Source organism: Limimaricola variabilis, from assembly GCF_014195545.1.
GTDB lineage: Bacteria > Pseudomonadota > Alphaproteobacteria > Rhodobacterales > Rhodobacteraceae > Limimaricola > Limimaricola variabilis.
In genome coordinates, this window is sequence record NZ_JACIBX010000002.1 from 52183 (window position 1) to 78017 (window position 25835).

33 protein-coding genes are annotated in these 25835 nt (G+C 66.1%); 2 read left to right on the forward strand and 31 right to left on the reverse strand.

Annotated elements, in window-relative coordinates; all coding sequences use genetic code 11:
- Positions 1-24: 24 nt before the first annotated feature.
- The 29 genes from FHS00_RS03235 to rpsL all read right to left on the reverse strand — a co-directional run bounded on the left by FHS00_RS03235 (position 25) and on the right by rpsL (position 18049).
- Positions 25-690 carry an adenylate kinase gene (locus tag FHS00_RS03235; RefSeq protein WP_183469860.1) on the reverse strand — a complete coding sequence of 222 codons (666 nt, stop codon included), beginning with the start codon at positions 688-690 and terminating at the stop codon, positions 25-27.
- Positions 687-2060: a preprotein translocase subunit SecY gene (gene secY, locus FHS00_RS03240; RefSeq protein WP_183469862.1), complete on the reverse strand. Its 1374-nt coding sequence runs from the start codon at positions 2058-2060 to the stop codon at positions 687-689. Before secY ends, FHS00_RS03235 begins: the two co-directional genes overlap by 4 nt.
- Positions 2061-2166: 106 nt before the next feature.
- Positions 2167-2643 (reverse strand): 50S ribosomal protein L15, encoded by a 477-nt coding sequence (gene rplO / locus FHS00_RS03245; protein ID WP_183469864.1) that lies wholly within the window; start codon positions 2641-2643, stop codon positions 2167-2169.
- 136 nt (positions 2644-2779) lie between these two features.
- Complete coding sequence (locus FHS00_RS03250; RefSeq protein ID WP_183469866.1) at positions 2780-3574, reverse strand: DUF2182 domain-containing protein; 795 nt, start codon at positions 3572-3574, stop codon at positions 2780-2782.
- On the reverse strand, positions 3567-4190 hold the full coding sequence (locus tag FHS00_RS03255; RefSeq protein WP_183470678.1) for a DUF1326 domain-containing protein: 624 nt from the start codon (positions 4188-4190) through the stop codon (positions 3567-3569). Before FHS00_RS03255 ends, FHS00_RS03250 begins: the two co-directional genes overlap by 8 nt.
- Before the next feature lie 244 nt (positions 4191-4434).
- A complete protein-coding gene (rpmD, locus tag FHS00_RS03260; protein WP_183469868.1) occupies positions 4435-4620 on the reverse strand; it encodes a 50S ribosomal protein L30 in 186 nt (61 codons plus the stop codon).
- A gap of 11 nt (positions 4621-4631) precedes the next feature.
- Positions 4632-5189 carry a 30S ribosomal protein S5 gene (gene rpsE / locus FHS00_RS03265; RefSeq protein WP_021693348.1) on the reverse strand — a complete coding sequence of 186 codons (558 nt, stop codon included), beginning with the start codon at positions 5187-5189 and terminating at the stop codon, positions 4632-4634.
- 11 nt (positions 5190-5200) lie between these two features.
- Positions 5201-5560 (reverse strand): 50S ribosomal protein L18, encoded by a 360-nt coding sequence (gene rplR, locus FHS00_RS03270; protein WP_183469870.1) that lies wholly within the window; start codon positions 5558-5560, stop codon positions 5201-5203.
- A gap of 12 nt (positions 5561-5572) precedes the next feature.
- On the reverse strand, positions 5573-6106 hold the full coding sequence (rplF, locus tag FHS00_RS03275) for a 50S ribosomal protein L6 (RefSeq protein ID WP_183469872.1): 534 nt from the start codon (positions 6104-6106) through the stop codon (positions 5573-5575).
- Between the two features lie 12 nt (positions 6107-6118).
- Positions 6119-6511 carry a 30S ribosomal protein S8 gene (rpsH, locus tag FHS00_RS03280; protein WP_183469874.1) on the reverse strand — a complete coding sequence of 131 codons (393 nt, stop codon included), beginning with the start codon at positions 6509-6511 and terminating at the stop codon, positions 6119-6121.
- Positions 6512-6524: 13 nt separating this feature from the next.
- Positions 6525-6830, reverse strand: a complete 306-nt coding sequence (gene rpsN, locus FHS00_RS03285; protein ID WP_017928028.1) for a 30S ribosomal protein S14 — start codon at positions 6828-6830, stop codon at positions 6525-6527.
- A gap of 21 nt (positions 6831-6851) precedes the next feature.
- Positions 6852-7415, reverse strand: coding sequence for a 50S ribosomal protein L5 (gene rplE, locus FHS00_RS03290; RefSeq protein ID WP_183469876.1), 564 nt, complete (start codon positions 7413-7415; stop codon positions 6852-6854).
- Positions 7415-7720: a 50S ribosomal protein L24 gene (rplX, locus tag FHS00_RS03295; protein WP_085894974.1), complete on the reverse strand. Its 306-nt coding sequence runs from the start codon at positions 7718-7720 to the stop codon at positions 7415-7417. The genes rplE and rplX overlap by 1 nt, the downstream gene beginning before the upstream one ends.
- Entirely contained in the window at positions 7720-8088 is a 369-nt protein-coding gene (gene rplN, locus FHS00_RS03300) for a 50S ribosomal protein L14 (RefSeq protein WP_017928025.1), read from the reverse strand. The genes rplX and rplN overlap by 1 nt, the downstream gene beginning before the upstream one ends.
- A gap of 74 nt (positions 8089-8162) precedes the next feature.
- A complete protein-coding gene (rpsQ, locus tag FHS00_RS03305) occupies positions 8163-8393 on the reverse strand; it encodes a 30S ribosomal protein S17 (RefSeq protein WP_183469878.1) in 231 nt (76 codons plus the stop codon).
- 4 nt (positions 8394-8397) lie between these two features.
- Positions 8398-8613: a 50S ribosomal protein L29 gene (rpmC, locus tag FHS00_RS03310; RefSeq protein ID WP_183469880.1), complete on the reverse strand. Its 216-nt coding sequence runs from the start codon at positions 8611-8613 to the stop codon at positions 8398-8400.
- A 236-nt stretch (positions 8614-8849) separates the two neighbouring features.
- Positions 8850-9263 carry a 50S ribosomal protein L16 gene (gene rplP, locus FHS00_RS03315; RefSeq protein WP_183469882.1) on the reverse strand — a complete coding sequence of 138 codons (414 nt, stop codon included), beginning with the start codon at positions 9261-9263 and terminating at the stop codon, positions 8850-8852.
- A 14-nt stretch (positions 9264-9277) separates the two neighbouring features.
- Positions 9278-9985 carry a 30S ribosomal protein S3 gene (rpsC, locus tag FHS00_RS03320; RefSeq protein ID WP_183469884.1) on the reverse strand — a complete coding sequence of 236 codons (708 nt, stop codon included), beginning with the start codon at positions 9983-9985 and terminating at the stop codon, positions 9278-9280.
- Positions 9985-10365 (reverse strand): 50S ribosomal protein L22, encoded by a 381-nt coding sequence (gene rplV / locus FHS00_RS03325; protein WP_085894980.1) that lies wholly within the window; start codon positions 10363-10365, stop codon positions 9985-9987. Before rplV ends, rpsC begins: the two co-directional genes overlap by 1 nt.
- A gap of 3 nt (positions 10366-10368) precedes the next feature.
- Positions 10369-10647, reverse strand: a complete 279-nt coding sequence (gene rpsS / locus FHS00_RS03330) for a 30S ribosomal protein S19 (protein ID WP_183469886.1) — start codon at positions 10645-10647, stop codon at positions 10369-10371.
- Between the two features lie 3 nt (positions 10648-10650).
- Positions 10651-11493 (reverse strand): 50S ribosomal protein L2, encoded by an 843-nt coding sequence (gene rplB / locus FHS00_RS03335; protein ID WP_183469888.1) that lies wholly within the window; start codon positions 11491-11493, stop codon positions 10651-10653.
- A 147-nt stretch (positions 11494-11640) separates the two neighbouring features.
- The gene (locus FHS00_RS03340) at positions 11641-11937 is read right to left on the reverse strand and encodes a 50S ribosomal protein L23 (RefSeq protein ID WP_085894983.1); all 297 of its coding nucleotides are present in this window, start codon (positions 11935-11937) and stop codon (positions 11641-11643) included.
- Complete coding sequence (gene rplD, locus FHS00_RS03345; protein ID WP_183469890.1) at positions 11934-12551, reverse strand: 50S ribosomal protein L4; 618 nt, start codon at positions 12549-12551, stop codon at positions 11934-11936. Before rplD ends, FHS00_RS03340 begins: the two co-directional genes overlap by 4 nt.
- A complete protein-coding gene (gene rplC / locus FHS00_RS03350; RefSeq protein WP_183469892.1) occupies positions 12541-13356 on the reverse strand; it encodes a 50S ribosomal protein L3 in 816 nt (271 codons plus the stop codon). The genes rplD and rplC overlap by 11 nt, the downstream gene beginning before the upstream one ends.
- Positions 13357-13366: 10 nt before the next feature.
- Entirely contained in the window at positions 13367-13681 is a 315-nt protein-coding gene (gene rpsJ / locus FHS00_RS03355) for a 30S ribosomal protein S10 (protein ID WP_021693211.1), read from the reverse strand.
- Positions 13682-13813: 132 nt separating this feature from the next.
- The gene (gene tuf / locus FHS00_RS03360; protein ID WP_183469893.1) at positions 13814-14989 is read right to left on the reverse strand and encodes an elongation factor Tu; all 1176 of its coding nucleotides are present in this window, start codon (positions 14987-14989) and stop codon (positions 13814-13816) included.
- Positions 14990-15053: 64 nt separating this feature from the next.
- Positions 15054-17177: an elongation factor G gene (gene fusA, locus FHS00_RS03365; RefSeq protein ID WP_183469895.1), complete on the reverse strand. Its 2124-nt coding sequence runs from the start codon at positions 17175-17177 to the stop codon at positions 15054-15056.
- 17 nt (positions 17178-17194) lie between these two features.
- Entirely contained in the window at positions 17195-17665 is a 471-nt protein-coding gene (rpsG, locus tag FHS00_RS03370; RefSeq protein ID WP_183469897.1) for a 30S ribosomal protein S7, read from the reverse strand.
- Positions 17666-17677: 12 nt separating this feature from the next.
- Positions 17678-18049, reverse strand: coding sequence for a 30S ribosomal protein S12 (rpsL, locus tag FHS00_RS03375; protein WP_017930005.1), 372 nt, complete (start codon positions 18047-18049; stop codon positions 17678-17680).
- Between the two features lie 484 nt (positions 18050-18533).
- Here rpsL and FHS00_RS03380 point away from each other — a divergent pair, with 484 nt between their 5' ends.
- A complete protein-coding gene (locus FHS00_RS03380) occupies positions 18534-19670 on the forward strand; it encodes a TauD/TfdA family dioxygenase (protein ID WP_246391028.1) in 1137 nt (378 codons plus the stop codon).
- A gap of 77 nt (positions 19671-19747) precedes the next feature.
- Positions 19748-20746, forward strand: coding sequence for a glycosyltransferase family 2 protein (locus FHS00_RS03385; protein ID WP_183469900.1), 999 nt, complete (start codon positions 19748-19750; stop codon positions 20744-20746).
- 22 nt (positions 20747-20768) lie between these two features.
- On the opposite strand, the gene FHS00_RS03390 is transcribed toward FHS00_RS03385, so the two are convergent.
- Entirely contained in the window at positions 20769-21419 is a 651-nt protein-coding gene (locus tag FHS00_RS03390) for a carboxymuconolactone decarboxylase family protein (RefSeq protein ID WP_183469902.1), read from the reverse strand.
- Positions 21420-21526: 107 nt separating this feature from the next.
- A complete protein-coding gene (rpoC, locus tag FHS00_RS03395; RefSeq protein ID WP_183469904.1) occupies positions 21527-25768 on the reverse strand; it encodes a DNA-directed RNA polymerase subunit beta' in 4242 nt (1413 codons plus the stop codon).
- Positions 25769-25835 lie beyond the last annotated feature (67 nt).

Genomic DNA, 25835 nt, shown 5'->3' on the forward strand with positions numbered 1-25835 from the left:
GGCCGTTCCGTCCGGACGCCGCGCTCAGGCGTCCTGGGTCTGGCTGCCCAGCAGTCCGGAGATCTCGGCGGCGACCGCCTCGATCGCGGCCAAGCCGTTGACGCTCTCGAGCTGGCCCTTGGCATGGTAATAGCCGATCAGCGGCGAGGTCTGCTTGTAATAAGCCAGCAGCCGCGTGCGCAGCGCGTCCTCGTTGTCGTCGGCGCGACGCTTGATCTCGGTCGAGCCGCAATTGACGCACTTGCCATCGGCGGGGACCGGGCGGGTCACGTCGTGATAGACCTCGCCGCAATTGCCGCAGGTCGACCGGCCGGTGATCCGCGCGACCAGAACCTCGTCATCGACACGCATCTCGATCACGTGGTCGAGCGACTGGCCCAGCTCCGAAAGCAGCGCGCCGAGCGCGTCGGCCTGCGCCAGGGTGCGCGGGAAGCCGTCGAAGATGTAGCCGCCATGCGCCGCGCCGGAGGTCAGCTTCTCGCGGATCAGGCCGATGACGATCTCGTCGGTGACCAGCTCGCCGCGATCCATCACGGCGGCGACCCGCTGCCCCATCTCGGTGCCGGAGGAGCGGGCCTCGCGCAGCATGTCGCCGGTGGAGAGCTGGACCATGCCACGCTCTTCGACCAGCCGCTTGGCCTGCGTGCCCTTGCCCGCGCCCGGCGGCCCCAGAAGAATGATGTTGGTCATCGACGTGCAGGCCCCCTCGCCTTGGTCTTGTTCGTCTTGCCGGCGCGTCTCCCGCGCAGTTGCGACTTCTCGATCAGCCCTTCGTACTGATGGGCCAGAAGATGGCTCTGCACCTGCTGGATGGTGTCCATCCCGACCGAAACGATGATCAGGATCGAGGTGCCGCCGAAGTAGAACGGGATCGCCAGCTGGCTGCGCAGGATCTCGGGCAGCAGCGCCACCAGCGCCAGATAGGCCGAACCCAGCACCAAGATGCGGTTGAGGACGTAATCGAGATACTCCGAGGTCCGCTTGCCGGGACGGATGCCGGGGATGAAGCCGTTCTGGTTCTTCAGGTTGTCGGCCACGTCATCGGTCTTGAACGCCACTTCCCGGGTATAGAAGTAGGTGAAGAAGATGATCATGCCGGCGAAGAAGATCAGGTAGAGCGGCTGGCCCGGCCCGAAATAGGCGAGGATCGTCGACATGATCGGACCGGTCGAGCCGCCCGAGAAGGTCGACAGCGTGGTCGGCAGCAGCAGCAGCGCCGAGGCGAAGATCGCGGGGATCACGCCGGCTGGGTTGACCTTGATCGGCAGGTGCGAGGAGCCGCCGTCATAGACCTTCATGCCGACCTGGCGGCGCGGGTACTGGATGTGGATCTTCCGGAGACTGCGCTCCATGAACACCACGAAGGTCAGCACCCCGATCACCATCGCGATCACCAGCAGGATCACGGCCGGGCTGATCGCGCCCGAACGGCCCTGGCTCAGGAACTGCGCCAGCGCGGCCGGGATCTCGGCGATGATGCCGACGAAGATGATCAGCGAGATGCCGTTGCCGATGCCGCGGGCGGTGATCTGCTCGCCCAGCCACATCAGGAACATGGTGCCACCCACCAGGGTGATCATCGTCGAAGCACGGAAGAACAGGCCCGGATCGGTGACCAGGTCGCCGGCCTCGAGGCTGACGGCGAGGCCGTAGGCCTGGAAGGTCGCCAACACCACGGTGAAGTAGCGGGTGTACTGGTTGATCTTCTTGCGGCCCTGCTCGCCCTCTTTCTTGAGCTGCTTCAGCGGCTCGTACATCGAGGCCATGAGCTGCACGATGATCGAGGCGGAGATGTAGGGCATGATGCCGAGGGCGAAGATGCCCATGCGCGACAGCGCACCGCCGGTGAACATCGACAGGATGCCGCCGATGCCGGAGGCCGCGCTCTCCATGAAGTTGCGCAGCGCGGCGCCATCGATCCCGGGAACCGGGATGAAGGTGCCGAGCCGGTAGACGATCAGGAGACCGATCGTGAAGAGGATCCGCTGACGGAGCTCGGTGGCCTTGCCGAAGGCCCCCCAGCTCATGTTGGCGGCCATCTGTTCTGCTGCTGATGCCATCGGGGCTCTCTTGTCATGTCAGCGCCGCCAGACCGGGATCTTCCGGTCGGCGGCGCGGGAACAGTCGGTGACGGGGGCGGGGAGCGCAAGGCCCCCCGGCCACCGATTATTCGGCGGCGGCCGCCGGTGCGGTGACGGTGAGCTTGCCACCGGCCTTCTCGACCGCCTCGATCGCGCCCTTGGAGGCGCCGGTCACGGCGATGTTGGCCTTGGCGGTGAACTCGCCCTTGGACAGCACGCGGATGCCGTCACGCTTGCGACGGACCAGGCCCGACGCGATCAGCGCGTCCTCGGTGATGTCCTGAGCGGCGTCGATCTTGCCGGCGTCGATGAACTTCTGGATCAGGCCGAGGTTCACGACAGCGTATTCGCGGCGGTTCGGCTTGTTGAAGCCGCGCTTGGGCAGACGCTGGTAGAGCGGCATCTGGCCGCCCTCGTAGCCCTTGATGGCCACGCCCGAACGGGATTTCTGACCCTTGATACCACGGCCACCCATCTTGCCGGTGCCGGAGCCCGGACCACGGCCGACGCGCTTGGCTTTCTTGGTCGCGCCCGGATTGTCGCGCAGTTCGTTGAGTTTCATGTCGCTTCTCCTTGTGCCGGAACTGCCCCCCAGCGACGGAACGGGCAAACGCGGCTTTTATGTACGGATTCGGGACCCGCGATCGGGCCACCGGCGGCGTATACGACCGCCTGCGCCGAGTTTCAAGCGTCCTACCTCACGGCAGGAGAACGACGCCCCCCGACATGAGTAGGATCAGGCCGGTGATCCGCCCCACTGCCGGGCCGCGCGGCGCCAGCTTCTCGACCAGCACCAGCAGCGCCAACCCGGCGATCCAGAGGGGGTTCATCACGCCGCCCACGAAGAGAAGCGCCATCAGCGCCCAGCAGCAGCCAAGGCAATAGCCGCCATGGCCCACCCCGATCGCCAGCGCGCCGCGCCAGCCACGGCCCCGGTGGCGGATGAGCCAGTCCACCGGCGAGCGGCAATGCCGCAGGCAGGCGCGTTTCGCCGGGGTGAACTGCCACGCCCCTGCGGCCAGCAGCAGTCCGCCGCTCAGCACCCCGCTCGCGCTCGCCATGCCTGAACCGATCCAGCGAACCTCGGAAAGCGCGGCCTGCGCCACCACCGCTACGAGGCTGAAGCCGAGCCAGGTCAGCTGGTAGCCCGCGACGAACACTGCCGTGGCGGAGAACGGGGCGCGACCGGTCGTGCGGCGGTTCAGCGCGGCGGCGAGCAGGATCACCGGCGCGGCCGATGGCAGCATCATCGCGACCATCATCACCCACCACATCGCGAGCATCAGCGCGGCATGCGACAGGCTCCACCCCATGGCAGCGGAGCCGGTGCCTTCACCCGGGGCCGGAGCCACGCCTCCAAACGGCAGCGCTATGCGCGCTCCTGCCAGCGTATAGACCCAAGCCAGCGCGCAGACCGCGGCCAGCAGGGCGCCGCAGATCAGCCGGTCGCGCCTGAGCAGGGGCACGAGGCGGTCCGCTGCGGCCTCAGCCATGCACGACGCCCTCTCCATTGTGGTGCAGCCGGTTGAACTGGCCGTAGCTGTCGGTCAGGTCGAGCGAGATGGCGCTGTCGGTGCCGCTGCGCGAGGTGGCGCTGCCGATTTCCGCGGTCTCGAACTCGATGCCGCCGGGGATCTGGATCCGCACCCGGTGCTCGCCATCGGAATGCGGCGGCATGATCGGCCGCCCCTCCCCGGTCAGGACACCGGGGATCGTGGCCCGCGCCCGTCGCGCGTCGATGTCGAGTTCGAGCTCGATCGGGCGATACAGCGTCGGGTGCACCACGTCGGACATCGCCCGGAACACCCACCAATGCGTCGCGGCCTCGGCGGTCTCGCCGCCGTGGAGCACCCGCTCCAGCGCCGCGCGCTGATCCGCGTCGGCGCGCTCGTCGATCACCGCCTGCAATTCCCCGCGACCTTCGAAGATCGGACCCGGCCAGGCATAGAGCAGCGCGACAAGGAGCCCGTCGAGCCGGGTCTCGGCAAAATGGCCGCGCTCGATCCGCAGCACCTCGAAGCCCCGGCAATGGCCGTGCGTCGGAAGATCCTCGAACTGGCACGGACATCCATAGGCGCAGTTGCAGTTACCGAAGGATTCCCCCTCGATGGACTAGTCGATCATGGCCCCCTCCCCCGTTGCGGAAGCCGCCCTGCGCGGGGCGGCGGGACACGGGCCGAGACGGGGCGGCGCAACTCGGGATCAGGTCCGGGCAGGATGTCCGCCATTGCCGCGACCTTGCCGCATCATAGCAGCCCCGCCCGAGTCGCGGGAGGGCAGCGGGACGGGCCGCATGCGAAAGGGGCGCCGCGGTTTCCCGCGACGCCCCTTCCATTCGCGCTGAGCCGGTGGCTCAGGCCTTTTCTTCGATGATCTGCACGAGGTGCGGGATCGAGTTCACCATGCCGCGGACCGAGGGGGTGTCCTCGAGCTCGCGGGTGCGGTGCATCTTGTTGAGCCCCAGACCCTTCAGCGTCGCGCGCTGGATGGCGGGGCGGCGGATCGGCGAGCCGATCTGCTTGACGACGATGGTTGCCATGTCCGCTCTCCTCAGGCTTCGGCGACTTCGGCGCCGGCCTCTTCGGGCTTGCGCAGAATGTCGGCGACCTTCTTGCCGCGACGCTGGGCGACCGCACGCGGCGACTGCTCGGCGCGGAGGCCGTCCAGCGTGGCGCGGATCATGTTGTACGGGTTCTGCGAGCCGAGCGACTTGGACACGACGTCCTGCAGGCCCAGCATCTCGAACACCGCACGCATCGGGCCGCCGGCGATGATGCCGGTACCCGCCGGAGCGGCACGCATCACGACGCGGCCGGCGCCGTGGCGACCTTCCATGTCGTGGTGCAGGGTCCGACCCTCGCGCAGCGGCACGCGGATCAGGTTGCGACGCGCCTGCTCGGTGGCCTTGCGGATGGCCTCGGGGACCTCCTTGGCCTTGCCCTTGCCGAAGCCGACGCGGCCCTTCTGGTCCCCGACGACGACGAGCGCCGCGAAGCCGAAGCGCTTGCCGCCCTTGACGGTCTTCGAGACCCGGTTGATCGCCACGAGACGATCGGCGAATTCCGGGTTCTCGTCGCGGTCGCGGCGACGGTTGTCACGTTCTGCCATGTTACGTCTCCTCAGATCTTCAGGCCGGCGTCACGGGCCGCGTCAGCGAGCGCCTTGACCTTGCCGTGGAACAGGAAGCCGCCGCGATCGAAATAGGCTTCGGTCACGCCGGCCTTCTTCGCACGCTCCGCGATCGCCGCACCGACCTTGGCGGCCGCCTCGACGTTGTTCTTCCCGACGATGCCCAGATCCTTCTCGAGCGAGGAGGCCGAGGCGAGAGTGACGCCGTTGACGTCGTCGATCAGCTGCACGCTGATGTTCTTGTTGCTGCGGTGCACGCTGAGGCGCGGACGCCCGGCGTTGACCTTGCGCAGCTTGCTCCGGACGCGCTGACGGCGCTTCAGGAACAGATCCCGTTTGCTGTTTGCCATTTTTTCGCGTCCTTACTTCTTCTTGCCTTCCTTGCGGAAGATGAACTCGCCCTTGTAGCGGATGCCCTTGCCCTTATAGGGCTCGGGAGCGCGCCACTCGCGGATGTTGGCCGCGACTTGACCGACGAGCTGCTGATCGATGCCCTCGACCACGATCTCGGTCTGCTTGGGCGCCGTAACCGTGACGCCCTGGGGCACCTCGAAGTTCACGTCGTGGCTGTAGCCGAGCGCCAGCTTCAGGGTGTTGCCCTGCATCTGGGCACGGTAGCCGACGCCCTGGATCTCGAGCTCTTTCTTGAAGCCCTCGGAGACACCAGTGACGAGGTTCTGAACCATCGAGCGGGACATGCCCCACTGCTGGCGCGAACGCTTCGACAGGCCGCGCGGGGTGACGCTGATCGCGCCATCCTCGAGCTTGAGTGTGACGTCATCGGTGGCGGTGAAGCTGCGGGTGCCCTTGGGCCCCTTCACTTCGACCGTCTGGCCGGAGACGTTGGCGGTCACGCCGCTGGGCAGGGCGACCGGGCGTTTGCCGATACGAGACATTCCGGACCCTCCTTAGAATACGGTGCAGAGCACTTCGCCACCGACATTGGCAGCGCGCGCGTTGGCATCCGACATCACGCCGCGGGGCGTGGAGACGATCGAGACGCCCAGACCCTGGCGCGGTGCCGGCAGGTCCTTGACGCTCATGTAGACGCGACGGCCCGGCTTGGAGACGCGCTTGAGCTCGCGGATCACCGGGGCGCCCTCGTAGTAGCGCAGGCTGATCTCGAGCGCCGGGTGGCCGTCCTTGCCGGTCACCTTCTCGTAGCCGCGGATGTAGCCCTCGTCCGCGAGGACATCGAGCACCCAGGCGCGGAGCTTGGAGGCGGGGGTGAGGACGGTGGACTTGTGACGCATCTGCGCGTTGCGGATGCGGGTCAGCATATCACCGATGGGATCGTTCATCTGTGGACCCTCCTTACCAGCTCGACTTGACCATGCCGGGGATTTCCCCGTTCGAGCCGAGCTCGCGCAGCATGATCCGGCTGAGTTTCAGCTTGCGGTAATAGGCGTGCGGACGCCCCGTCAGCTGGCAGCGGTTGTGAAGACGCGTGGGCGAGCTGTTGCGCGGCAGTTGCGCGAGCTTCAGGTTCGCCTTGAAGCGCTCTTCCACGGGCTTGTCTTTGTCGTTCGCGATCGCCTTGAGCTCGGCGCGCTTGGCGGCATACTGCGCCACCAGACGCTCGCGCTTCTTCTCGCGTTCGATCATGGATTTCTTGGCCATATCTCTCTTTCCTCCCGCGGATCAGCTGTTGAACGGCATGTTGAAATGCTTCAACAGCGCCTTCGCTTCCGCGTCGGTCTTCGCGGTGGTGCAGATGATGATGTCCATGCCCCAGACCTCATCGACCTTGTCGAAGTTGATCTCCGGGAACACGATGTGCTCCTTCAGGCCCATGGCGTAGTTGCCACGGCCGTCGAAGCTCTTGCCGGGGACGCCGCGGAAGTCGCGGATCCGGGGCATCGCCACGGTGATCAGGCGGTCGAGGAATTCATACATCCGGTCGCCACGCAGGGTCACCTTCGCACCGAGCGGCATGTCCTCGCGGACGCGGAAGCCGGCGATCGACTTCTTGGCCTTGGTGACGACGGCGCGCTGACCGGCGATGGTCGAAAGATCGTCCTGGGCGGACTTGGCTTTCTTGGAATCGCGGACGGCCTCGGCCCCGGCGCCGATGTTCAGTACGATCTTGTCCAGGCGCGGGATCTGCATGTCGTTCTTGTAGCCGAACTCTTCCTTGAGCTTGGCCTTGATCTCGCTGGCGAAGGTCGCCTTGAGACGCGGGGTATAGTTCGCGGTATCGAGCATCAGATCACGTCCCCGGTGGTTTTGGCGAAACGCACCTTCTTGCCGTCTTCCTCGCGGAAGCCGACGCGGGCCGGTTTGCCGTTGGCATCGACGATGGCCAGGTTCGACAGCTGGATCGGCATCGCCTTGGGCTGACGGCCACCCTGATCGGTCTGGCTCTGCTTGACGTGGCGGATCGCGACGTTGATCCCTTCGACCACGGCCTTGCCGGCCTTGGGGTCGACGGACTGGATCTCGCCGGTCTTGCCCTTGTCCTTGCCGGTCAGGACGACGACCTTGTCACCTTTGCGGAGTTTGGCAGCCATTACAGCACCTCCGGCGCGAGCGAGATGATCTTCATGAAGTTCTTCGCGCGCAGCTCGCGAACCACCGGCCCGAAGATACGGGTGCCGACCGGCTCGTTGTTGTTGTTCAGAATGACGGCCGCGTTGCGGTCGAAGCGGATCGAGGTGCCGTCTTCGCGACGAACTTCCTTGGCGGTGCGCACGACGACGGCCTTGCGGACGTCACCTTTCTTCACGCGGCCACGGGGGATCGCTTCCTTGACGGACACCACGATGATGTCGCCGACCGACGCATACCGGCGGTGCGAACCGCCGAGGACCTTGATGCACTGCACCCGGCGTGCGCCGGAGTTGTCAGCGACATCCAGATTGGTCTGCATCTGGATCATGGGTTTCTCCCGACCTTTGGGGGGCTCGCAATGGCCTTCTCCCCAGGGTTTCGTTCAAGCTGAGAGTGGGCGCCTTACTCGGCGATCACTTCCCAGCGCTTGGTCTTGGATTTCGGCGCGCATTCCTGAATGCGGACGATGTCGCCCACATTGAAGGTGTTCGCCTCGTCGTGAGCCCGGTACTTCTTGGACTTACGGATCGTCTTCTTCAGAACCGGATGGGTGAACCGGCGCTCGACCGAAACGGTGACGGTCTGGGCGTTCTGGTTCGAGGTCACGACGCCTTGCAGGATGCGTTTGGGCATGGGCTCAGGCCTCCGTGCCGGCGGCCGCGGCCGCCTTCTGGTTCAGGATGGTGTTGATGCGGGCGACGTCACGACGGACGCTGCGCATCCGCGCGGTGTTCTCGAGCTGACCGGTGGCCTGCTGGAAGCGCAGGTTGAACGCTTCCTTCTTGAGAGCGACGAGCTGCTCGCGCAGCTGGTCGGGGGTCTTGTCGTTGAGTTCCTTGGCAGCGAGCGCCATGGGCTGTCCTTTCCACATCACCGGAAGGCCCCTGTCATCAGTGAAAGGGTCACCCTGATTCCGGTGGACTAGGTGAATGAGCGCTGTCCCTAGACGGAATGGGCCGGGGATGCAAACCCTTTCTCGGAAAGCGCGCCCACGCGGGCCGAAGCGGCTTTCCGGCAGATACGAAAAGGCCCCCGCCGATTGCTCGACGGGGGCCTCTTGGTGCGGTCGGGGCCCTAGGGCCCCTGCCCTTACCAGTCCTCGCGGACCACGGTGCGGGTCTTGATCGGCAGCTTCATCGCGGCAAGGCGAAGAGCTTCGCGGGCAATTTCCTCGCTCACGCCGTCGATCTCGAACATCACGCGGCCCGGCTTGACCTTGGCGGCCCAGAAATCGACCGAACCCTTACCCTTACCCATCCGGACTTCGGTGGGCTTGGAGGTCACGGGCGTATCCGGGAAGATCCGGATCCAGACCCGGCCCTGACGCTTCATGTGACGGGTCAGGGCACGACGGGCGGCCTCGATCTGACGCGCGGTGATGCGCTCGGGCTGCACGGCCTTTAGGCCGTAGGAACCGAAGTCCAGGTTGAAGCCACCCTTGGCCTCACCGTGGATGCGGCCCTTGTGCTGCTTGCGGAACTTCGTGCGCTTCGGTTGAAGCATGTGTCAGCCCTCCCTTACCGGCGGCCGCCGGCGCCGCGGGGCACGGGGCCCTCCTGCAGCTCGGCCTGTTTGCGGTCACGCGCCTGCGGATCATGTTCCATGATCTCGCCTTTGAAGATCCAGACCTTGATCCCGATGATGCCATAGGGGGTCTCGGCTTCGGACAGCGCATAGTCGATGTCGGCGCGCAGCGTGTGCAGCGGCACGCGGCCTTCGCGGTACCATTCGGTCCGCGCGATCTCGGCACCGCCGAGGCGGCCCGCGACGTTGACGCGGATACCGAGGGCACCCATGCGCATCGCGTTCTGCACGGCGCGCTTCATGGCGCGACGGAACGACACCCGGCGCTCGAGCTGCTGGGCGATGGACTCGCCGACCAGAGCGGCGTCGAGCTCGGGCTTGCGGACCTCGACGATGTTCAGGTGCAGCTCGGACTTGGTGAGGTTCGACAGCTTCTTGCGAAGCACCTCGATGTCCGCACCCTTCTTGCCGATGATCACGCCCGGACGGGCGGCGTGGATCGTCACCCGGCACTTGCGGTGCGGGCGCTCGATGATCACGCGGCTGATGCCGGCCTGCTTGGCTTCCTTCTTGACGAAGTCCTTGATCGCAAGGTCCTCGAGCAGGAGATCGCCGTAGTCTTTCGTGTCGGCGTACCAGCGGCTGTCCCAGGTCCGGTTGACCTGGAGCCGCATGCCGACGGGGTTGACCTTGTTACCCATTAGGCTTGCTCCTCGACCTGACGGACCTTGATGGTGAGTTCCGAGAACGGCTTGACGATCTTGCCGAACCGGCCACGGGCCCGCGGGCGGCCGCGCTTCATGATCAGGTTCTTGCCGACCCAGGCCTCGGCGACGACCAGTTCGTCGACGTCGAGGTTGTGGTTGTTCTCGGCGTTCGCGATCGCGGATTGCAGGCACTTCTTGACGTCGCCGGCGATGCGCTTCTTCGAGAAGGTCAGGTCCGAAAGGGCCTTCTCCACCTTCTTGCCACGGATCATCGCGGCAACGAGGTTGAGCTTCTGCGGGCTGGTGCGCAGCATCCGGGTCTTGGCCATCGCCTCGTTGTCGGCGACGCGGCGGGGATTCTTGTCCTTGCTCATGGCTTACTTCCGCTTCGCTTTCTTGTCGGCGGCGTGACCGTGATAGGTGCGGGTCGGCGAGTACTCACCGAACTTCTGACCGATCATGTCTTCGCTGACGTTGACGGGAACGTGCTTGTGACCGTTGTACACGCCGAAGGTCAGTCCCACGAACTGGGGCAGGATCGTCGAACGGCGCGACCAGATCTTGATCACTTCGTTGCGGCCGGACTCGCGCGACGCTTCGGCTTTCTTGAGCACGTAAGCATCGACGAAAGGGCCTTTCCAAACAGAACGAGCCATGTGTTAACGGCCTTTCTTGCGAGCGTGGCGCGAACGAAGGATGAGCTTCGACGACGCCTTGTTCTTGTTGCGGGTGCGGGCACCCTTGGTCGGCTTGCCCCACGGGGTCACCGGGTGACGACCGCCCGAAGTCCGGCCTTCACCACCACCATGCGGGTGGTCGATCGGGTTCATCGCGACGCCGCGGACGGCGGGACGCTTGCCGAAGTGGCGGTTACGACCGGCCTTGCCGAGATTCTGGTTCGAGTGGTCGGCGTTCGACACCGCGCCCACCGTCGCCATGCACTCCTGGCGCACGAGCCGGAGCTCGCCCGAGGAGAGGCGGATCTGGGCGTAGCCGCCGTCACGACCCACGAACTGGGCATAGGTGCCAGCCGAACGCGCGATCTGGCCGCCCTTGCCGGGCTTCATCTCGATGTTGTGGACGATCGTGCCGATCGGCATGCCCGAGAAGGGCATCGCGTTGCCGGGCTTGATGTCGACCTTGGCGCCAGCGACGACCTTGTCGCCGATCGAGACGCGCTGCGGCGCCAGGATGTAGGCCTGCTCGCCGTCTTCGTACTGGATCAGCGCGATGAAGGCGGTACGGTTGGGGTCGTATTCGATGCGGGCGATGACGGCCTGCATGTCGAACTTGTTGCGCTTGAAATCGACGATCCGGTAGAGGCGCTTGGCGCCACCACCACGACGACGCATCGTGATCCGTCCGGTGTTGTTCCGGCCGCCCGACTTGGTCAGACCCTCGGTGAGGGCCTTGACGGGGCGTCCTTTCCAAAGCTCCGAACGGTCGATCAGCACCAGCCCGCGCTGGCCCGGCGTCGTCGGCTTGTACGACTTGAGTGCCATGCTTTGTGTCTTCCGTTGCTTTGCGGGCCCAGGGCCCGGTCGTTGAAGGGCCCCGAAGGTCCCCTGTGATGAAGGGCCCCGAAGGTCCCCGGCTGTCAAAAGGAGCGGCCCCGGACGAATCCGGGGCCGCGCCGATGGGGTCTGCTATTAGAGACCGGTCGAGACGTCAATGCTGTTGCCCTCTTCGAGGGTAACATAGGCCTTCTTGACGTCCTTGCGGGTGCCGAGCGTGCCGCGGAACCGCTTGACCTTGCCCTTGGTGACGACGGTGTTGACCGCCTTCACCTTGACCTGGAACAGCGCCTCGACGGCTTCCTTGATCTGCGGCTTGTTGGCGTCGATCGCCACCTCGAAGACCACCGCGTTGGCCTCGGAGGCCAGGGTCGCCTTCTCGGTGATGACCGGCTTGCGGATCACGTCGTAATGTTCGGGTTTCGCGCTCATTTCAGGCGAGCCTCCAGAGCTTCGACAGCCGCCTTGGTGAGCACGAGCGTGTCACTGCGGAGGATGTCGTAGACGTTGGCGCCCATCGAGGGGAGCACGTCCAGGTTGGCGATGTTGCGCGCGGCCTGGGCGAAGCCCTCGTTGATCGCCGCGGCGTCGATGACCAGTGCCCGCTTCCAGCCGAGGTTGGCGACCTGCTTGGCGAGCACCGAGGTCTTGCCCTCGGTCTCGATGCTGTCGAGAACCACCAGCTCACCGGCCTTCGCCTTCGCCGAGAGGGCGTGCTTGAGGCCGAGCTTGCGGAACTTCTTGGTCAGGTCGTGCTCGTGGCTGCGCGGCGTCGGGCCCTTGTAGGTGCCACCGTGACGGAAGATCGGCGCGCCCTTGGAACCGTGACGTGCGCCACCGGTGCCCTTCTGGCGGTAGATCTTCTTGGTCGAGTAGCTGACCTCGGAGCGGCCCAGCGTCGAGTGCGTGCCCTGCTGGGTACGCGCACGCTGCCAGCGCACGACGCGGTGCAGGATGTCGGCGCGCGGCTCGAGACCGAAGATCGCGTCGTCGAGATCGACGGAACCGGCGGAGCCGCCGTCCAGCTTGATCGCATCAGCCTTCATTGTTCTCACCCTCATCAGCGGTGTCGATCGCGGCCTGCTCGGCCTCGGCAGCAGCCTTGGCGGCGGCTTCCTCCTCGGCGGCGGCCTGTGCCGCAGCTTCGTCGGCGAGACGCTTGGCTTCGTCGGCATGGCTACGCAGGCCGGCGGGGAACACGACGTTCTCGCCGGTCGGCTTCTTCACGGCGTCCTTGACCGTGACCCAGCCGCCCTTGCCACCCGGCACGGCGCCCTTGACCATGATCAGGCCACGGTCGGCGTCGGTCTTGATGACCTGGAGGTTCTGGGTGGTCACGCGGGCGGCGCCCATGTGGCCGGCCATCTTCTTGCCCTTGAACACCTTGCCCGGGTCCTGACACTGGCCGGTCGAACCGTGGCTACGGTGCGACACGGACACGCCGTGGGACGCGCGCAGACCGCCGAAGTTGTGACGCTTCATCGCACCGGCAAAACCTTTACCGATGGAGACGCCCGACACGTCGACGTACTGGCCTTCGAAGTAGTGCGCGGCGATGATCTCCTCGCCCACTTCGATCAGGTTCTCGGGCGAGACGCGGAACTCGGCGACCTTGCGCTTGGGCTCGACCTTGGCGGCGGCGAAGTGGCCGCGCATTGGCGCGCTTACGCGCTTGGCCTTGGCGGTGCCGGCACCGAGCTGAACGGCGGTGTAGCCGTCACGCTCGACCGTGCGCTGCGCCACGACCTGCAGGTTGTCGAGTTGCAGCACGGTCACGGGGACCTGCTTGCCGTCCTCGAGGAACAGGCGGGTCATACCCACCTTCTTGGCGATGATTCCGGAACGCAACATCGTTACCCCCTCAGACCTTGATCTCGACGTCGACGCCGGCAGCCAGGTCGAGCTTCATCAGCGCGTCCACGGTCTGCGGGGTCGGGTCGACGATGTCCAGGAGCCGCTTGTGGGTGCGGATCTCGAACTGGTCGCGCGACTTCTTGTCGATGTGGGGTCCACGTAGAACGGTGAACTTCTCGATCTTGTTCGGCAGCGGGATCGGCCCGCGGACCGAGGCGCCGGTGCGCTTGGCGGTGCTGACGATCTCCGCGGTGCTGGCGTCCAGCACGCGGTAATCGAAAGCCTTGAGCCGGATACGGATATTCTGGCTTTGGGCGGCCATGACATTCCCCTTCAAGGGTTCGGGTTGAGAGGTCGGCCGGGCGGGATTGCCGGTCCACATCGAACCCGTCGTAAAAGTGGTGCGGGGCGGGCGCGAAACCCGCCCCGCGGCGACGTCCCTGATGGGGCGTCCTTACTCGACGATCTTGGAGACCACGCCGGCGCCGACGGTGCGGCCGCCTTCGCGGATGGCGAAGCGCAGGCCGTCTTCCATGGCGATCGGGGCGATCAGCTCGACGTTGAACTTCAGGTTGTCGCCCGGCATCACCATCTCGGTGCCCTCGGGGAGGACAACGGTGCCGGTGACGTCGGTGGTCCGGAAGTAGAACTGCGGACGGTAGTTCGCGAAGAACGGGGTGTGGCGGCCGCCCTCTTCCTTGGTGAGGATGTAGGCCTCGGCCTCGAACTTGGTGTGCGGCGCAACCGACTTGGGCTTGCACAGCACCTGGCCGCGCTCGACGCCTTCACGGTCGATGCCGCGCAGCAGCACGCCGACGTTGTCGCCGGCCTCGCCGCGGTCGAGCAGCTTGCGGAACATCTCGACGCCGGTGCAGGTCGACTTCTTGGTCTCGCGGATGCCGACGATCTCGATCTCGTCGCCGACGTTGATCACGCCACGCTCGACGCGGCCGGTCACAACGGTGCCGCGGCCGGAGATCGAGAACACGTCCTCGATCGGCATCAGGAACGGCAGGTCGACGGCGCGGGCCGGGGTCGGGATGTACTCGTCGACGGCCTTCAGCAGCTCGCGGATCGAGTTCTCGCCGATCGCCTCGTCACGGCCTTCCATGGCGGCGAGCGCCGAGCCCTTGACGATCGGGATGTCGTCGCCCGGGTAGTCGTAGGAGGACAGCAGCTCGCGGATTTCCATCTCGACGAGCTCCAGGAGCTCCTCGTCATCCACCTGGTCGACCTTGTTCATGTAGACGACCATGTAGGGGATGCCCACCTGGCGGCCGAGCAGGATGTGCTCGCGGGTCTGCGGCATCGGCCCGTCGGCGGCGTTCACCACCAGGATCGCGCCGTCCATCTGGGCGGCACCGGTGATCATGTTCTTCACATAGTCGGCGTGGCCGGGGCAGTCGACGTGGGCGTAGTGACGCGACTCGGTCTCGTACTCGACGTGGGCGGTCGAGATGGTAATCCCGCGGGCCTTCTCTTCCGGCGCGCCGTCGATCTGGTCGTAGGCGCGGAAGTCACCAAAGTACTTGGTGATCGCGGCGGTCAGGGTGGTCTTGCCGTGGTCCACGTGACCGATGGTCCCGATGTTCACGTGCGGTTTGGTGCGTTCGAATTTTGCCTTGGCCATGATCGGCTCCTTCAAATTGTCAGGCGTCGTGATGACGGGGCCCCGTGCGGGGCCCCGCCGACCGTCACGCGTATTTCTTCTGGATCTCTTCCGAGATGTTCTGCGGGACCGGCTCGTAATGATCGAAGATCATCGTGAACTGGGCCCGGCCCGAGGTCATCGAGCGCAGCGTGTTGATGTAGCCGAACATGTTGGCGAGCGGCACGAAGGCGTTGATCACGTTGGCGTTGCCGCGCGTGTCCTGCCCCTGCACCTGGCCCCGACGCGAGGTCAGGTCGCCGATGACGCCACCGGTGTACTCCTCGGGCGTCAGCACCTCGACCTTCATCATCGGCTCGAGCAGCTTGGCGCCGGCCTTGCGCAGACCTTCACGCATGCACATCCGCGAGGCGATCTCGAAGGCCAGGACCGACGAGTCGACGTCGTGGAACTTGCCGTCCAGCAGCTCGACCTTGAAGTCGATCACCGGGAAGCCCGCCAGCGGACCGGAGTCCATCACCGACTTGATGCCCTTCTCGACGCCCGGGATGTATTCCTTGGGCACCGCGCCACCGACGATCTTCGACTCGAACGAATAGCCTTCGCCCGGCTCGGTCGGCATGATGTTGAGCTTCACCTCGGCGAACTGGCCCGAACCACCCGACTGCTTCTTGTGGGTGTAGGTGTGCTCCACGGCGTGACCGATGGTCTCGCGGTAAGCCACCTGCGGCGCACCGATGTTCGCCTCGACCTTGAACTCCCGCTTGAGGCGGTCGACCAGGATGTCGAGATGGAGTTCGCCCATGCCCTTCATGATGGTCTGGCCCGACTCAAGGTCGGTCTCCACGCGGAAGGACGGGTCTTCAGCGGCGAGGCGCTGCAGACCGGCGGACATCTTCTCTTGGTCGGCCTTGGTCTTCGGCTCGACCGCGATCTCGATGACCGGATCGGGGAACGTCATGGTCTCGAGCACGACCTGCTTGTTGGGGTCGCACAGCGTGTCGCCGGTGGTGGTCTCCTTGAGACCGGCCAGAGCGATGATGTCGCCCGCGAAGGCCTCTTCGATTTCTTCGCGGTTGATGGCGTGCATCATCATCATCCGACCGACGCGCTCGCGCTTGCCCTTGGTCGAGTTCATCATGGTGTCGCCCTTCTTCACCACGCCCGAGTAGATGCGGGTGAAGGTCAGCGAACCGACGAAGGGGTCGTTCATGATCTTGAACGCCAGGCCCGAGAAGGGCTCGGAGTCGTCGGCATGACGCGGGATGTTGCGGGTCTCGGTCTCGTCGTCCGGCGAGAAGCCCATGTAGGCGGGCACGTCGAGCGGCGAGGGCAGGAAGTCGATGACAGCGTTCAGCAGGGGCTGGACGCCCTTGTTCTTGAACGCGGAGCCAGCGGCCACCGGCACGAAGGACAGCGACAGCGTGCCCTTGCGGATCAGGCTGCGCAGGGTCGCCTCGTCGGGCTCTTCGCCCTCGAGATAGGCTTCCATCGCGGCATCGTCCTGCTCGACGGCATTCTCGATGAGCGTGGCGCGCCACTCGGTCGCGACGTCCTGGAGCTCGGCACGGATCGGCTGACGGACCCAGGACGCGCCCAGATCTTCACCCTTCCAGACCCACTCTTCCATCTTGATCAGGTCGACGATGCCCTCGAGGTTGTCCTCGGCGCCGATCGGCAGAGCGATCGGAACCGGGGTCGCCCCGGTGCGGTCCTTGATCATCTTCACGCAGTTGAAGAAGTCGGCGCCGATCTTGTCCATCTTGTTGACGAACACGATGCGCGGGACCTTGTAGCGGTCGGCCTGACGCCAGACGGTCTCGGTCTGCGGCTCAACGCCGGCGTTGGCGTCGAGCAGACAGATCGCACCGTCGAGCACCGCCAGCGAACGCTCGACTTCGATGGTGAAGTCGACGTGGCCGGGGGTGTCGATGATGTTGAAGCGGTACTTGGTATCCGAAGTGCCCTCGGCGGTCGGGTCTTCCTGGCGCTGCCAGAAAGTGGTCGTCGCCGCGGACGTGATCGTGATGCCGCGCTCCTGCTCCTGCTCCATCCAGTCCATGGTGGCGGCGCCGTCATGGACTTCGCCGATCTTGTGGGACTTGCCGGTGTAGAACAGGATCCGCTCGGTCGTGGTGGTCTTGCCGGCATCAATGTGGGCCATGATGCCGAAGTTGCGGTAGCGCTGCAGAGGATAGTCGCGTGCCATGTCGGGGCTCCTTCCGCTTACCAGCGGTAGTGGCTGAACGCTTTGTTGGCGTCGGCCATCTTGTGGGTGTCTTCGCGCTTCTTCACCGCGGTGCCACGGCCGTTGACCGCATCGAGCAGCTCGCCGGCGAGACGCTCTTCCATGGTGTTCTCGTTGCGCTTCGCGCTGGCATCGATCAGCCAGCGGATCGCCAGCGCCTCACGGCGCTCAGGGCGGACCTCGACGGGGACCTGGTAGGTCGCACCGCCGACGCGGCGCGAGCGGACCTCGACCGACGGCTTGATGTTGTCGAGCGCCTCGTGGAACACCTCGACGGGCTCCTTCTTGAGACGGCTCTCGACGCGATCGAAAGCGTTGTAGACGATCTTCTCGGCAACGGACTTCTTGCCGTCGATCATCAGGTTGTTCATGAACTTCGTGACGACCCGGTCGCCGAACTTGGCATCGGGCAGGATCTCACGTTTCTCGGCGGCGTGACGACGCGACATGGCGCTCTCTCCTTACTTCGGACGCTTCGCGCCGTACTTCGAGCGGCGCTGCTTGCGGTTCTTGACCCCTTGGGTGTCGAGCACGCCGCGGAGGATGTGGTAGCGCACGCCCGGAAGGTCTTTCACCCGGCCGCCGCGGATCAGGACCACGGAGTGCTCCTGAAGGTTGTGGCTCTCGCCCGGGATGTAGCTGATGACCTCGAAGCCGTTGGTCAGGCGCACCTTGGCGACCTTCCGCATGGCCGAGTTCGGCTTCTTCGGAGTCGTGGTATACACTCGGGTGCACACGCCACGCTTTTGCGGGCAGGACTCGAGGTGCTGCGACTTGGACTTGGTGACTTTCGGCTGCCGCGGCTTGCGGATCAGCTGCTGGATCGTTGGCATTGGGCGTCTTTCCCCGTTTCCTGCACTAGTGTCACGGACCGGACGGCCCGCCGATTTCGATTCCTCACGCTGGCGCGTCCGCCAAGCGCAAAAACCCGCGAACGCACCCCTCTTCCGGGCGCGATGCGGTGGGTCTCCAGAGGATCGGGGCCAAGGCCCGGATCGTGACCACTTCAGCTCTGATATCAGGGCGGAAAGCGGACTGCCCCCTGCCCAAGTGGTGGCCGTATAGGGGGAGTCGCGGGGGGTGTCAACCGCGCCGGGGGCGGGGCCACCGGGCATGCCGCGATGACAGCTCCGCCGGGCCATGCTAGGTTGCGCGCAGATCGTTCCGATCCATTGCCGGAGGACCAGCCCGCAGATGTGTGTCGTTCTCGGAAGACGCCCGGGCCATCCCCACGCGAAGGCTTATGATTGGTGGCCGCCGCCGGGGCAAGACGCCCGTAGCTGAACGCGACTTCCACCGACATCACGGAGACGATCCATGCAATACATGGCAAAGGCGCGCCTCGAGGCGCGGCAACTCTGGCTCGACTGGGCCGAGGGCGGCAGCGACGCCTTCCCCTACATCTGGCTGCGCGACACCGACCCGGCGGGCTTCCACCCGCGCACCGGCGAGCGGGTTTTCGACCTGACCTCGGTGCCGCTCGACCTCGCGCCCGTCGCGGCGCGGGTCGAGGGCGCGGCGCTCGTGATCGACTGGCCCGGGGACGGCGCGCCGAGCCGGTTCGATCTGGACTGGCTGCGCGAGAATCGCCCCGGCCGGCGGCGGCCGGACCCGGCCCATGTCCCGGCCACCAGCTGGCGCGGCGATCTCGGGGCGGCCGGTGTGCCCCGCGCCCGCGCCGCCGACGTTCTGCACAGCGACACGGCGCTGGCCGAGTGGCTGCGGCGCAGCAAGGCGATGGGCCTGTCGATCGTCGAAGGCCTCGCCGACGATGTCGAGGCCGGTATGCGCGTGGCGCGGCGCATCGGCTTCCTGCGCGAGACCAATTTCGGGGTGACCTTCGAGGTGATCTCGAAGCCCGACCCCAACAACCTCGCCTACACCTCGGACGCGTTGCCGCTGCATACCGACCTGACCAACCAGGAGCTGCCACCGGGGTGGCAGTTCCTGCACTGCCTCGCCAATGAGGCCGAAGGCGGCGGCTCGGTGTTCTGCGACGGGGTCGCGGTGGCCGAGGATCTGGCGCTGGAAGACCCGGAGGGTTTCGAGCTTCTGGCCACGGTCGACATCCCGTTCCGCTTCCACGACGCCGAGACCGATATCCGGGCCCGCAAGACGGTGATCCGGCGCGGCGAGGGCGGCCGGGTCGAGGAAATCTGCTTCAACGCCCATCTCGCCGACATCCTCGACATCGCGCCCGAGATCATGCCGGCCTATTACGCCGCCTATCGCCGGCTGATGCAGAAGACCCGCGACCCCGCCTATCTCGTGACGCTGAAGCTCGGCGCGGGCGAGATGGTGGTCTTCGACAATCGGCGCGTGCTGCATGGCCGCGCTGCTTTCGTTCCCGCGACCGGCCGGCGCCACCTGCGCGGCTGCTATGTCGACCGGGGCGAGTTCGACAGCCGGATGCGGGTGCTGGCGCGCGAGACCGCGCGCACCGAACCCGCCTGAACCCGGACGGGAGGGCGCCTCGCGTGCCCTCCCCCACCGGGATGGACGGCGGCGATGATCCGTGCATCATTCGCCGCATGTCAGACCGCTCCGAACGCTTTCTCGTCTTTGCCGGCATGCGCGACGAGGGTGCGTTCCTGGTCGAGTGGATCTCCTGGTACCGGATGATGGGCTTCGAGATCCTGATCGGGGTCAACGACTGCACTGACCGGTCCCCTGCCCTGCTCGAAGCATTCGCGCAGGCGGGCTGGATCGAATGGTTCGAGCACAAGCCGCCGCACGGCACGCCGCCCAAGCAGTCCGCCCACCGCCACGCCCAACGTCACCCGGCCACGGCGCGGACCGACTGGCTGCTGATCTGCGACGTCGACGAGTTCCTCGTGCTGCACCGGGGCGATGGCACGATCGGCTCCTATCTCGACGATCTCGGCCGCGACCATCTCGGCGTGGCCTTCCATTGGCGATGTTTCGGCACCGGCGGCTGGAAACGCTACCAGCCGGGTCTGGTCCATCGGCAGTTCCGGCGGCGGGGACCCTCGCGGCGGCCGGTGAACGTGATGGTCAAGACCATGTTCCGCACGCCGCAGCGCTTTGGCCGCTGGAGCGATCACATGCCGTGGGAGTTCGAGGGCGAGTGGGACCGTGCCCGGAACCGGATCGTCGACAGCGAGGGGCGGACCATCGAGGCGCTCCTGACCGAGCCGCACCCGGTGCGCTTCACCGATGTCGAGCAGATCACCCACAGCTGCGCGCAGATGAACCACTACGTGCTGCGCTCGGTCGAGCAATACGACATGAAGCGCGGCACCCCCTCGGCCACCGCCGCCAAGGACCGCTACACGCAGACCTTCTTCGAGCGGCGCGACCGCAACGGTCGGCGCGATCTGGCGGCGCTGGCCCATGCAGAGGCCTTCGACCGGGTGCATGCGGAGGCGCTGGCCCTGCCCGGCGTCGCCCGGCTGCATCACCTGTGCTGCGCCGATCTGGTGGCGCGGCTCTGCGCGCATCAGGGCCGCTCGCCGAGCGCCGATCCGCGCTGGCGCGCCGCGATCGAGGCCGCCGAGGCGGCGGGCTGAGTGTTTCACGTGTGGCGGCGGCTCAGGCCGCCGTCGCCTCGTCGATCGGCCGCCCCCGCGCCAGCGCCCGGCGCAGCCCCTCAGGCAGCGCCATGAAGTCGGCGTCGGGTCGGGTGCCGAGCGCGTCGAGATACTTGCTGAAATAGCAGCGCAGCGCCGCGGCAGCGGCAGCCTGGGCGATCTCCTCCTCCGACAGGCCATGCGCCCTGAGAGCGGCGACATGCGCCGGGCCGATCGCGGTGGCATCGGTGACGATCTCGGCGGCATAGCCCATCAGGTCCGCCTCCTGCGGGGTGATCGAGGTGTGCCCCCGCTCGGTGGCGATCCGCTCCAGCTCCTCGGGCGACATGCCGTTCTCCAGCAGCACCTTGCCATGTGCCAGGGCGCAGTAGGAACTGCGCAGCGCCAGCGCCGCGGCGAGCGTCACCAGCTCGTAGCGCCGCAGCCCCATCCGCGCCTTGAGCGCGCCGGTCATCGCCTCGAAGTGACCGGCCAGTTCGGGCAGATGCGCGCAGGTGCGGTGCAGGTTGAGCACCTGCCCGCTCCGCCGCCGCGCCTCGGCGTAATAGTCGGCGGCAGGCCCGGTCGCCGTCGCCTCGTCGATCTCTTTCAGGAACCCCATCTCGACCACCATCGCAGGACGCCCGGCCCCGCCGGGCGGCGGGGCCCGCAAGCAGTATCCTCCCGTTCTCCTCCCTCCGGCAAAAGAAAAGCGCCGCGCATGCGAAAGGGGCCCCCGGTTTCCCGGGGGCCCCTTCATGTCGTCGCTCGGCGTCGCGATCAGTCGCGGCTGTCCTCGGCGCGCGCCGAGATCGTGTCGAACTGGTCGTCCGACATCGGCTGCTCGGACGGGGCGGCCAGCGCCGCGGCCTGTTCGGCCGCCTCGCGCTTCTGCTCGATCACCGAGTGGTCGCGGTCATGCGCGATCTTGCGCACGCGCGAGGTCGCACCGCCGGTGCCGGCCGGGATCAGGCGGCCGACGATGACGTTCTCCTTGAGACCGACCAGCTTGTCGCGCTTGCCCTGGACCGAGGCCTCGGTGAGCACGCGGGTGGTCTCCTGGAACGAGGCCGCCGAGATGAAGCTGCGGGTCTGCAGCGACGCCTTGGTGATGCCGAGCAGCACGGGGCTGCCCTGCGCCGGACGACCGCCCTTGGCGATCGCCTTTTCGTTGGCCTCGTCGAACTCCGCCTTGTCGACATGCTCGCCCTTGAGAAGCGTGCTCTCGCCCGAGTCCGAGATCTCGATCTTCTGCAGCATCTGGCGAACGATCACCTCGATGTGCTTGTCGTTGATCTTCACGCCCTGCAGTCGATAGACGTCCTGCACCTCGGCGATCATGTACTCGGCCAGGGCCTCGACGCCCATGATGGCAAGGATGTCGTGCGGCGCCGGGTTGCCGTCCATGATGTAGTCACCCTTCTGCACGAAGTCGCCTTCCTGCACCGGGATGTGCTTGCCCTTGGGCACCATGTACTCGACCTTCTCGCGGCCCTCTTCCGAAGGCTCGATCGCGATGCGGCGCTTGTTCTTGTAGTCCTTGCCGAAGCGCACATAGCCGTCGATTTCGGCGATGATCGCGTGGTCCTTGGGACGACGGGCCTCGAACAGTTCCGCCACGCGGGGAAGACCCCCGGTGATGTCCTTGGTCTTGGCACCCTCGCGCGGGATCCGCGCCACGACGTCGCCGGCCTGGATCTGCTGGCCGTCCTCGACCGACAGGATCGCGTCCACCGACATCGGGTAGGTCACCGGGTTGCCGCTGTCGGTGCGGACCGGTTCGCCATCCTCGCCCACCACGATGATCTCGGGCTTGAGCTCGTTGCCCTTGGGCACCGAACGCCAGTCCGTGACGATCCGCTGGGTCATGCCGGTCGCATCGTCGGTGTCCTCGCGCACGGCGATGCCGTTCACCAGGTCGACGAAGCGCACGGTACCGGCCTTCTCGGCGATGATCGGCAGGGTGTAGGGGTCCCACTCGAACATCTTCTCGCCGCGCTTCACATCCTGGCCTTCCTTGAGGAAGACCTTGGTGCCGTAGCCGATCTTGTGGCTCGCGCGCTCCTCGCCGTCCTCGCCCATGATCGCGATGACCATGTTCCGGCCCATGACGATCTGCTCGCCCGCCGCGTTCTCAAGGAGGTTGGCGTTGCGGAACTCGACCTTGCCCGACTGGCTGGCCTCGAGGAAGGATTGCTGACCGCCCTGGGCCACGCCGCCGATGTGGAAGGTCCGCATCGTCAGCTGGGTGCCCGGCTCGCCGATCGACTGCGCCGCAATGATGCCCACGGCCTCGCCCTGGTTCACCATCGTGCCGCGCGCGAGGTCACGCCCGTAGCACATGGCGCAGACGCCATCCTCGGCCTCGCAGGTGAGCGGGCTGCGGATGCGCATCTTCTGCACCGCCGATTGCTCGACCAGATCGGCCTTGCGCTCGTCGATCAGTTCGCCTGCCGCGACCAGAACCTCATCGGTGCCCGGCTTGAGCACGTCGTCGGCCGAGACACGGCCCAGCACGCGCTCGGAGAGCGGCGAGACCACCTCGCCATCGTTGACCGCCGCTTCCGCGGTGATCGCCCGGTCGGTGCCGCAGTCATGCTCGCGCACGATGCAGTCCTGCGCCACGTCGACGAGACGACGGGTCAGGTAGCCGGAGTTCGCGGTCTTCAAAGCGGTGTCAGACAGACCCTTCCGCGCGCCGTGGGTCGAGTTGAAGTACTCGAGCACGGTCAGGCCTTCCTTGAAGTTCGAGATGATCGGCGTCTCGATGATCTCGCCCGACGGCTTGGCCATCAGGCCGCGCATGCCGCCCAGCTGCTTCATCTGGGTGACCGAGCCACGGGCACCGGAGTGGGCCATCATGTAGACCGAGTTCGGCTCCGCTTCGGCACCGTTCTCGTCCCGCTTGTTGGCCGAGATCGTGTTCATCATGGCCTCGGTCACGCGGTCGTTACACTTCGACCAGGCGTCCACGACCTTGTTGTACTTCTCGCCCTGGGTGATCAGGCCGTCCATGTACTGCTGCTCGAAATCCTTGACTTGGTCGCGGGTCTCGTCGACCAGCGTCCACTTGGCGTCAGGGATGACCATGTCGTCCTTGCCGAAGGAGATGCCTGCCTTGAAGGCCTCTTTGAAGCCCGCGGACATGATCTGGTCGCAGAAGATGACCGACTCCTTCTGGCCGCAATAGCGGTAGACGGTGTCGATGACCTGCTGGACTTCCTTCTTGCGCAGCAGCCGGTTCAGAAGGTCGAACGGCGCCTTGGCGTTGAGCGGCAGCAGCGCGCCCAGGCGCAGACGGCCAGGGGTCGTCTCGTAGCGCTTGACGACCTCGTTGCCCTCGTCGTCGATCTGCTTGATCCGCGCGGTGATCTTGGCGTGCAGGTGCACTTCACCGGCGTTGAGCGCGTGCTCGACCTCTTCGATCGAGTTGAAGGCCATGCCTTCGCCCTTCATGCCGTCACGCATGATGGTCGTATAGTACAGGCCGAGAACCATGTCCTGCGACGGCACGATGATCGGCGCGCCGTTGGCGGGCGACAGCACGTTGTTGGTCGACATCATCAGGACGCGGGCTTCGAGCTGCGCCTCGAGCGACAGCGGCACGTGCACGGCCATCTGGTCGCCGTCGAAGTCGGCGTTGAAGGCCGAGCAGACCAGCGGGTGAAGCTGGATCGCCTTGCCCTCGATCAGCTGCGGTTCGAACGCCTGGATGCCGAGGCGGTGCAGCGTCGGCGCGCGGTTGAGCATGACGGGGTGCTCACGGATCACCTCGTCGAGGATGTCCCAGACCTCGGGACGCTCCTTCTCGACCAGCTTCTTGGCCTGCTTCACCGTCGAGGACAGGCCCTTGGCCTCCAGCCGCGAGTAGATGAACGGCTTGAACAGCTCGAGCGCCATCTTCTTGGGCAAGCCGCACTGGTGCAGCTTGAGTTCGGGGCCGGTCACGATGACCGAACGGCCCGAAAAGTCGACCCGCTTGCCGAGAAGGTTCTGACGGAAGCGGCCCTGCTTGCCCTTGAGCATGTCCGACAGCGACTTCAGCGGGCGCTTGTTGGCACCGGTGATGACGCGGCCACGACGGCCGTTGTCGAACAGCGCGTCGACGGATTCCTGCAGCATCCGCTTCTCGTTGCGCACGATGATGTCGGGCGCGCGCAGCTCGATGAGCCGCTTGAGGCGGTTGTTGCGGTTGATCACCCGGCGATACAGGTCGTTGAGGTCCGAGGTCGCGAAGCGGCCACCGTCGAGCGGCACCAGCGGGCGCAGCTCGGGCGGGATCACCGGAATCACGGTCAGCACCATCCACTCGGGACGGTTGCCGGATTCGATGAAGCTCTCGACGATCTTCAGGCGCTTGATGATCTTCTTGGGCTTGAGCTCGCCGGTCGCCTCCTTGAGGTCGGCGCGAAGCTGCTCGGCCTCGGCCTCGAGGTCGATCTGGGCCAGCATCTCGCGGATCGCCTCGGCGCCGATATTGGCCGAGAACGCGTCCGCGCCGTACTGGTCCTGCGCGTCGAGGAACTGCTCCTCGCTCATCAGCTGGCCATAGGTCAGGTCGGTCAGGCCCGGCTCGATGACGACGTAGTTCTCGAAGTAGAGAATCCGCTCGAGATCACGCAGGGTCATGTCCAGCATCAGGCCGATCCGCGACGGGAGCGACTTGAGGAACCAGATGTGTGCAACGGGCGCGGCGAGCTCGATGTGGCCCATGCGCTCGCGGCGGACCTTCTGCAGCGTCACCTCGACGCCGCATTTCTCGCAGACGACGCCGCGATACTTCATCCGCTTGTACTTGCCGCAGAGGCATTCGTAGTCCTTGATCGGCCCGAAGATGCGGGCGCAGAACAGGCCGTCGCGCTCGGGCTTGAAGGTCCGGTAGTTGATGGTCTCGGGTTTCTTGATCTCGCCGAAGGACCAGCTGAGGATGCGCTCCGGGGAGGCGAGGCTCACCTTGATCTCGTCGAAGGTCTTGGCCGGGGTCAGCGGATTGAACGGGTTGTTCGTGAGTTCCTGGTTCATTTCAAATCCTTGAATCTTGGCAGAGGGCGACGGCGTGGCGCGCCGGTTTCCCGGGGCGGGCTGAAAA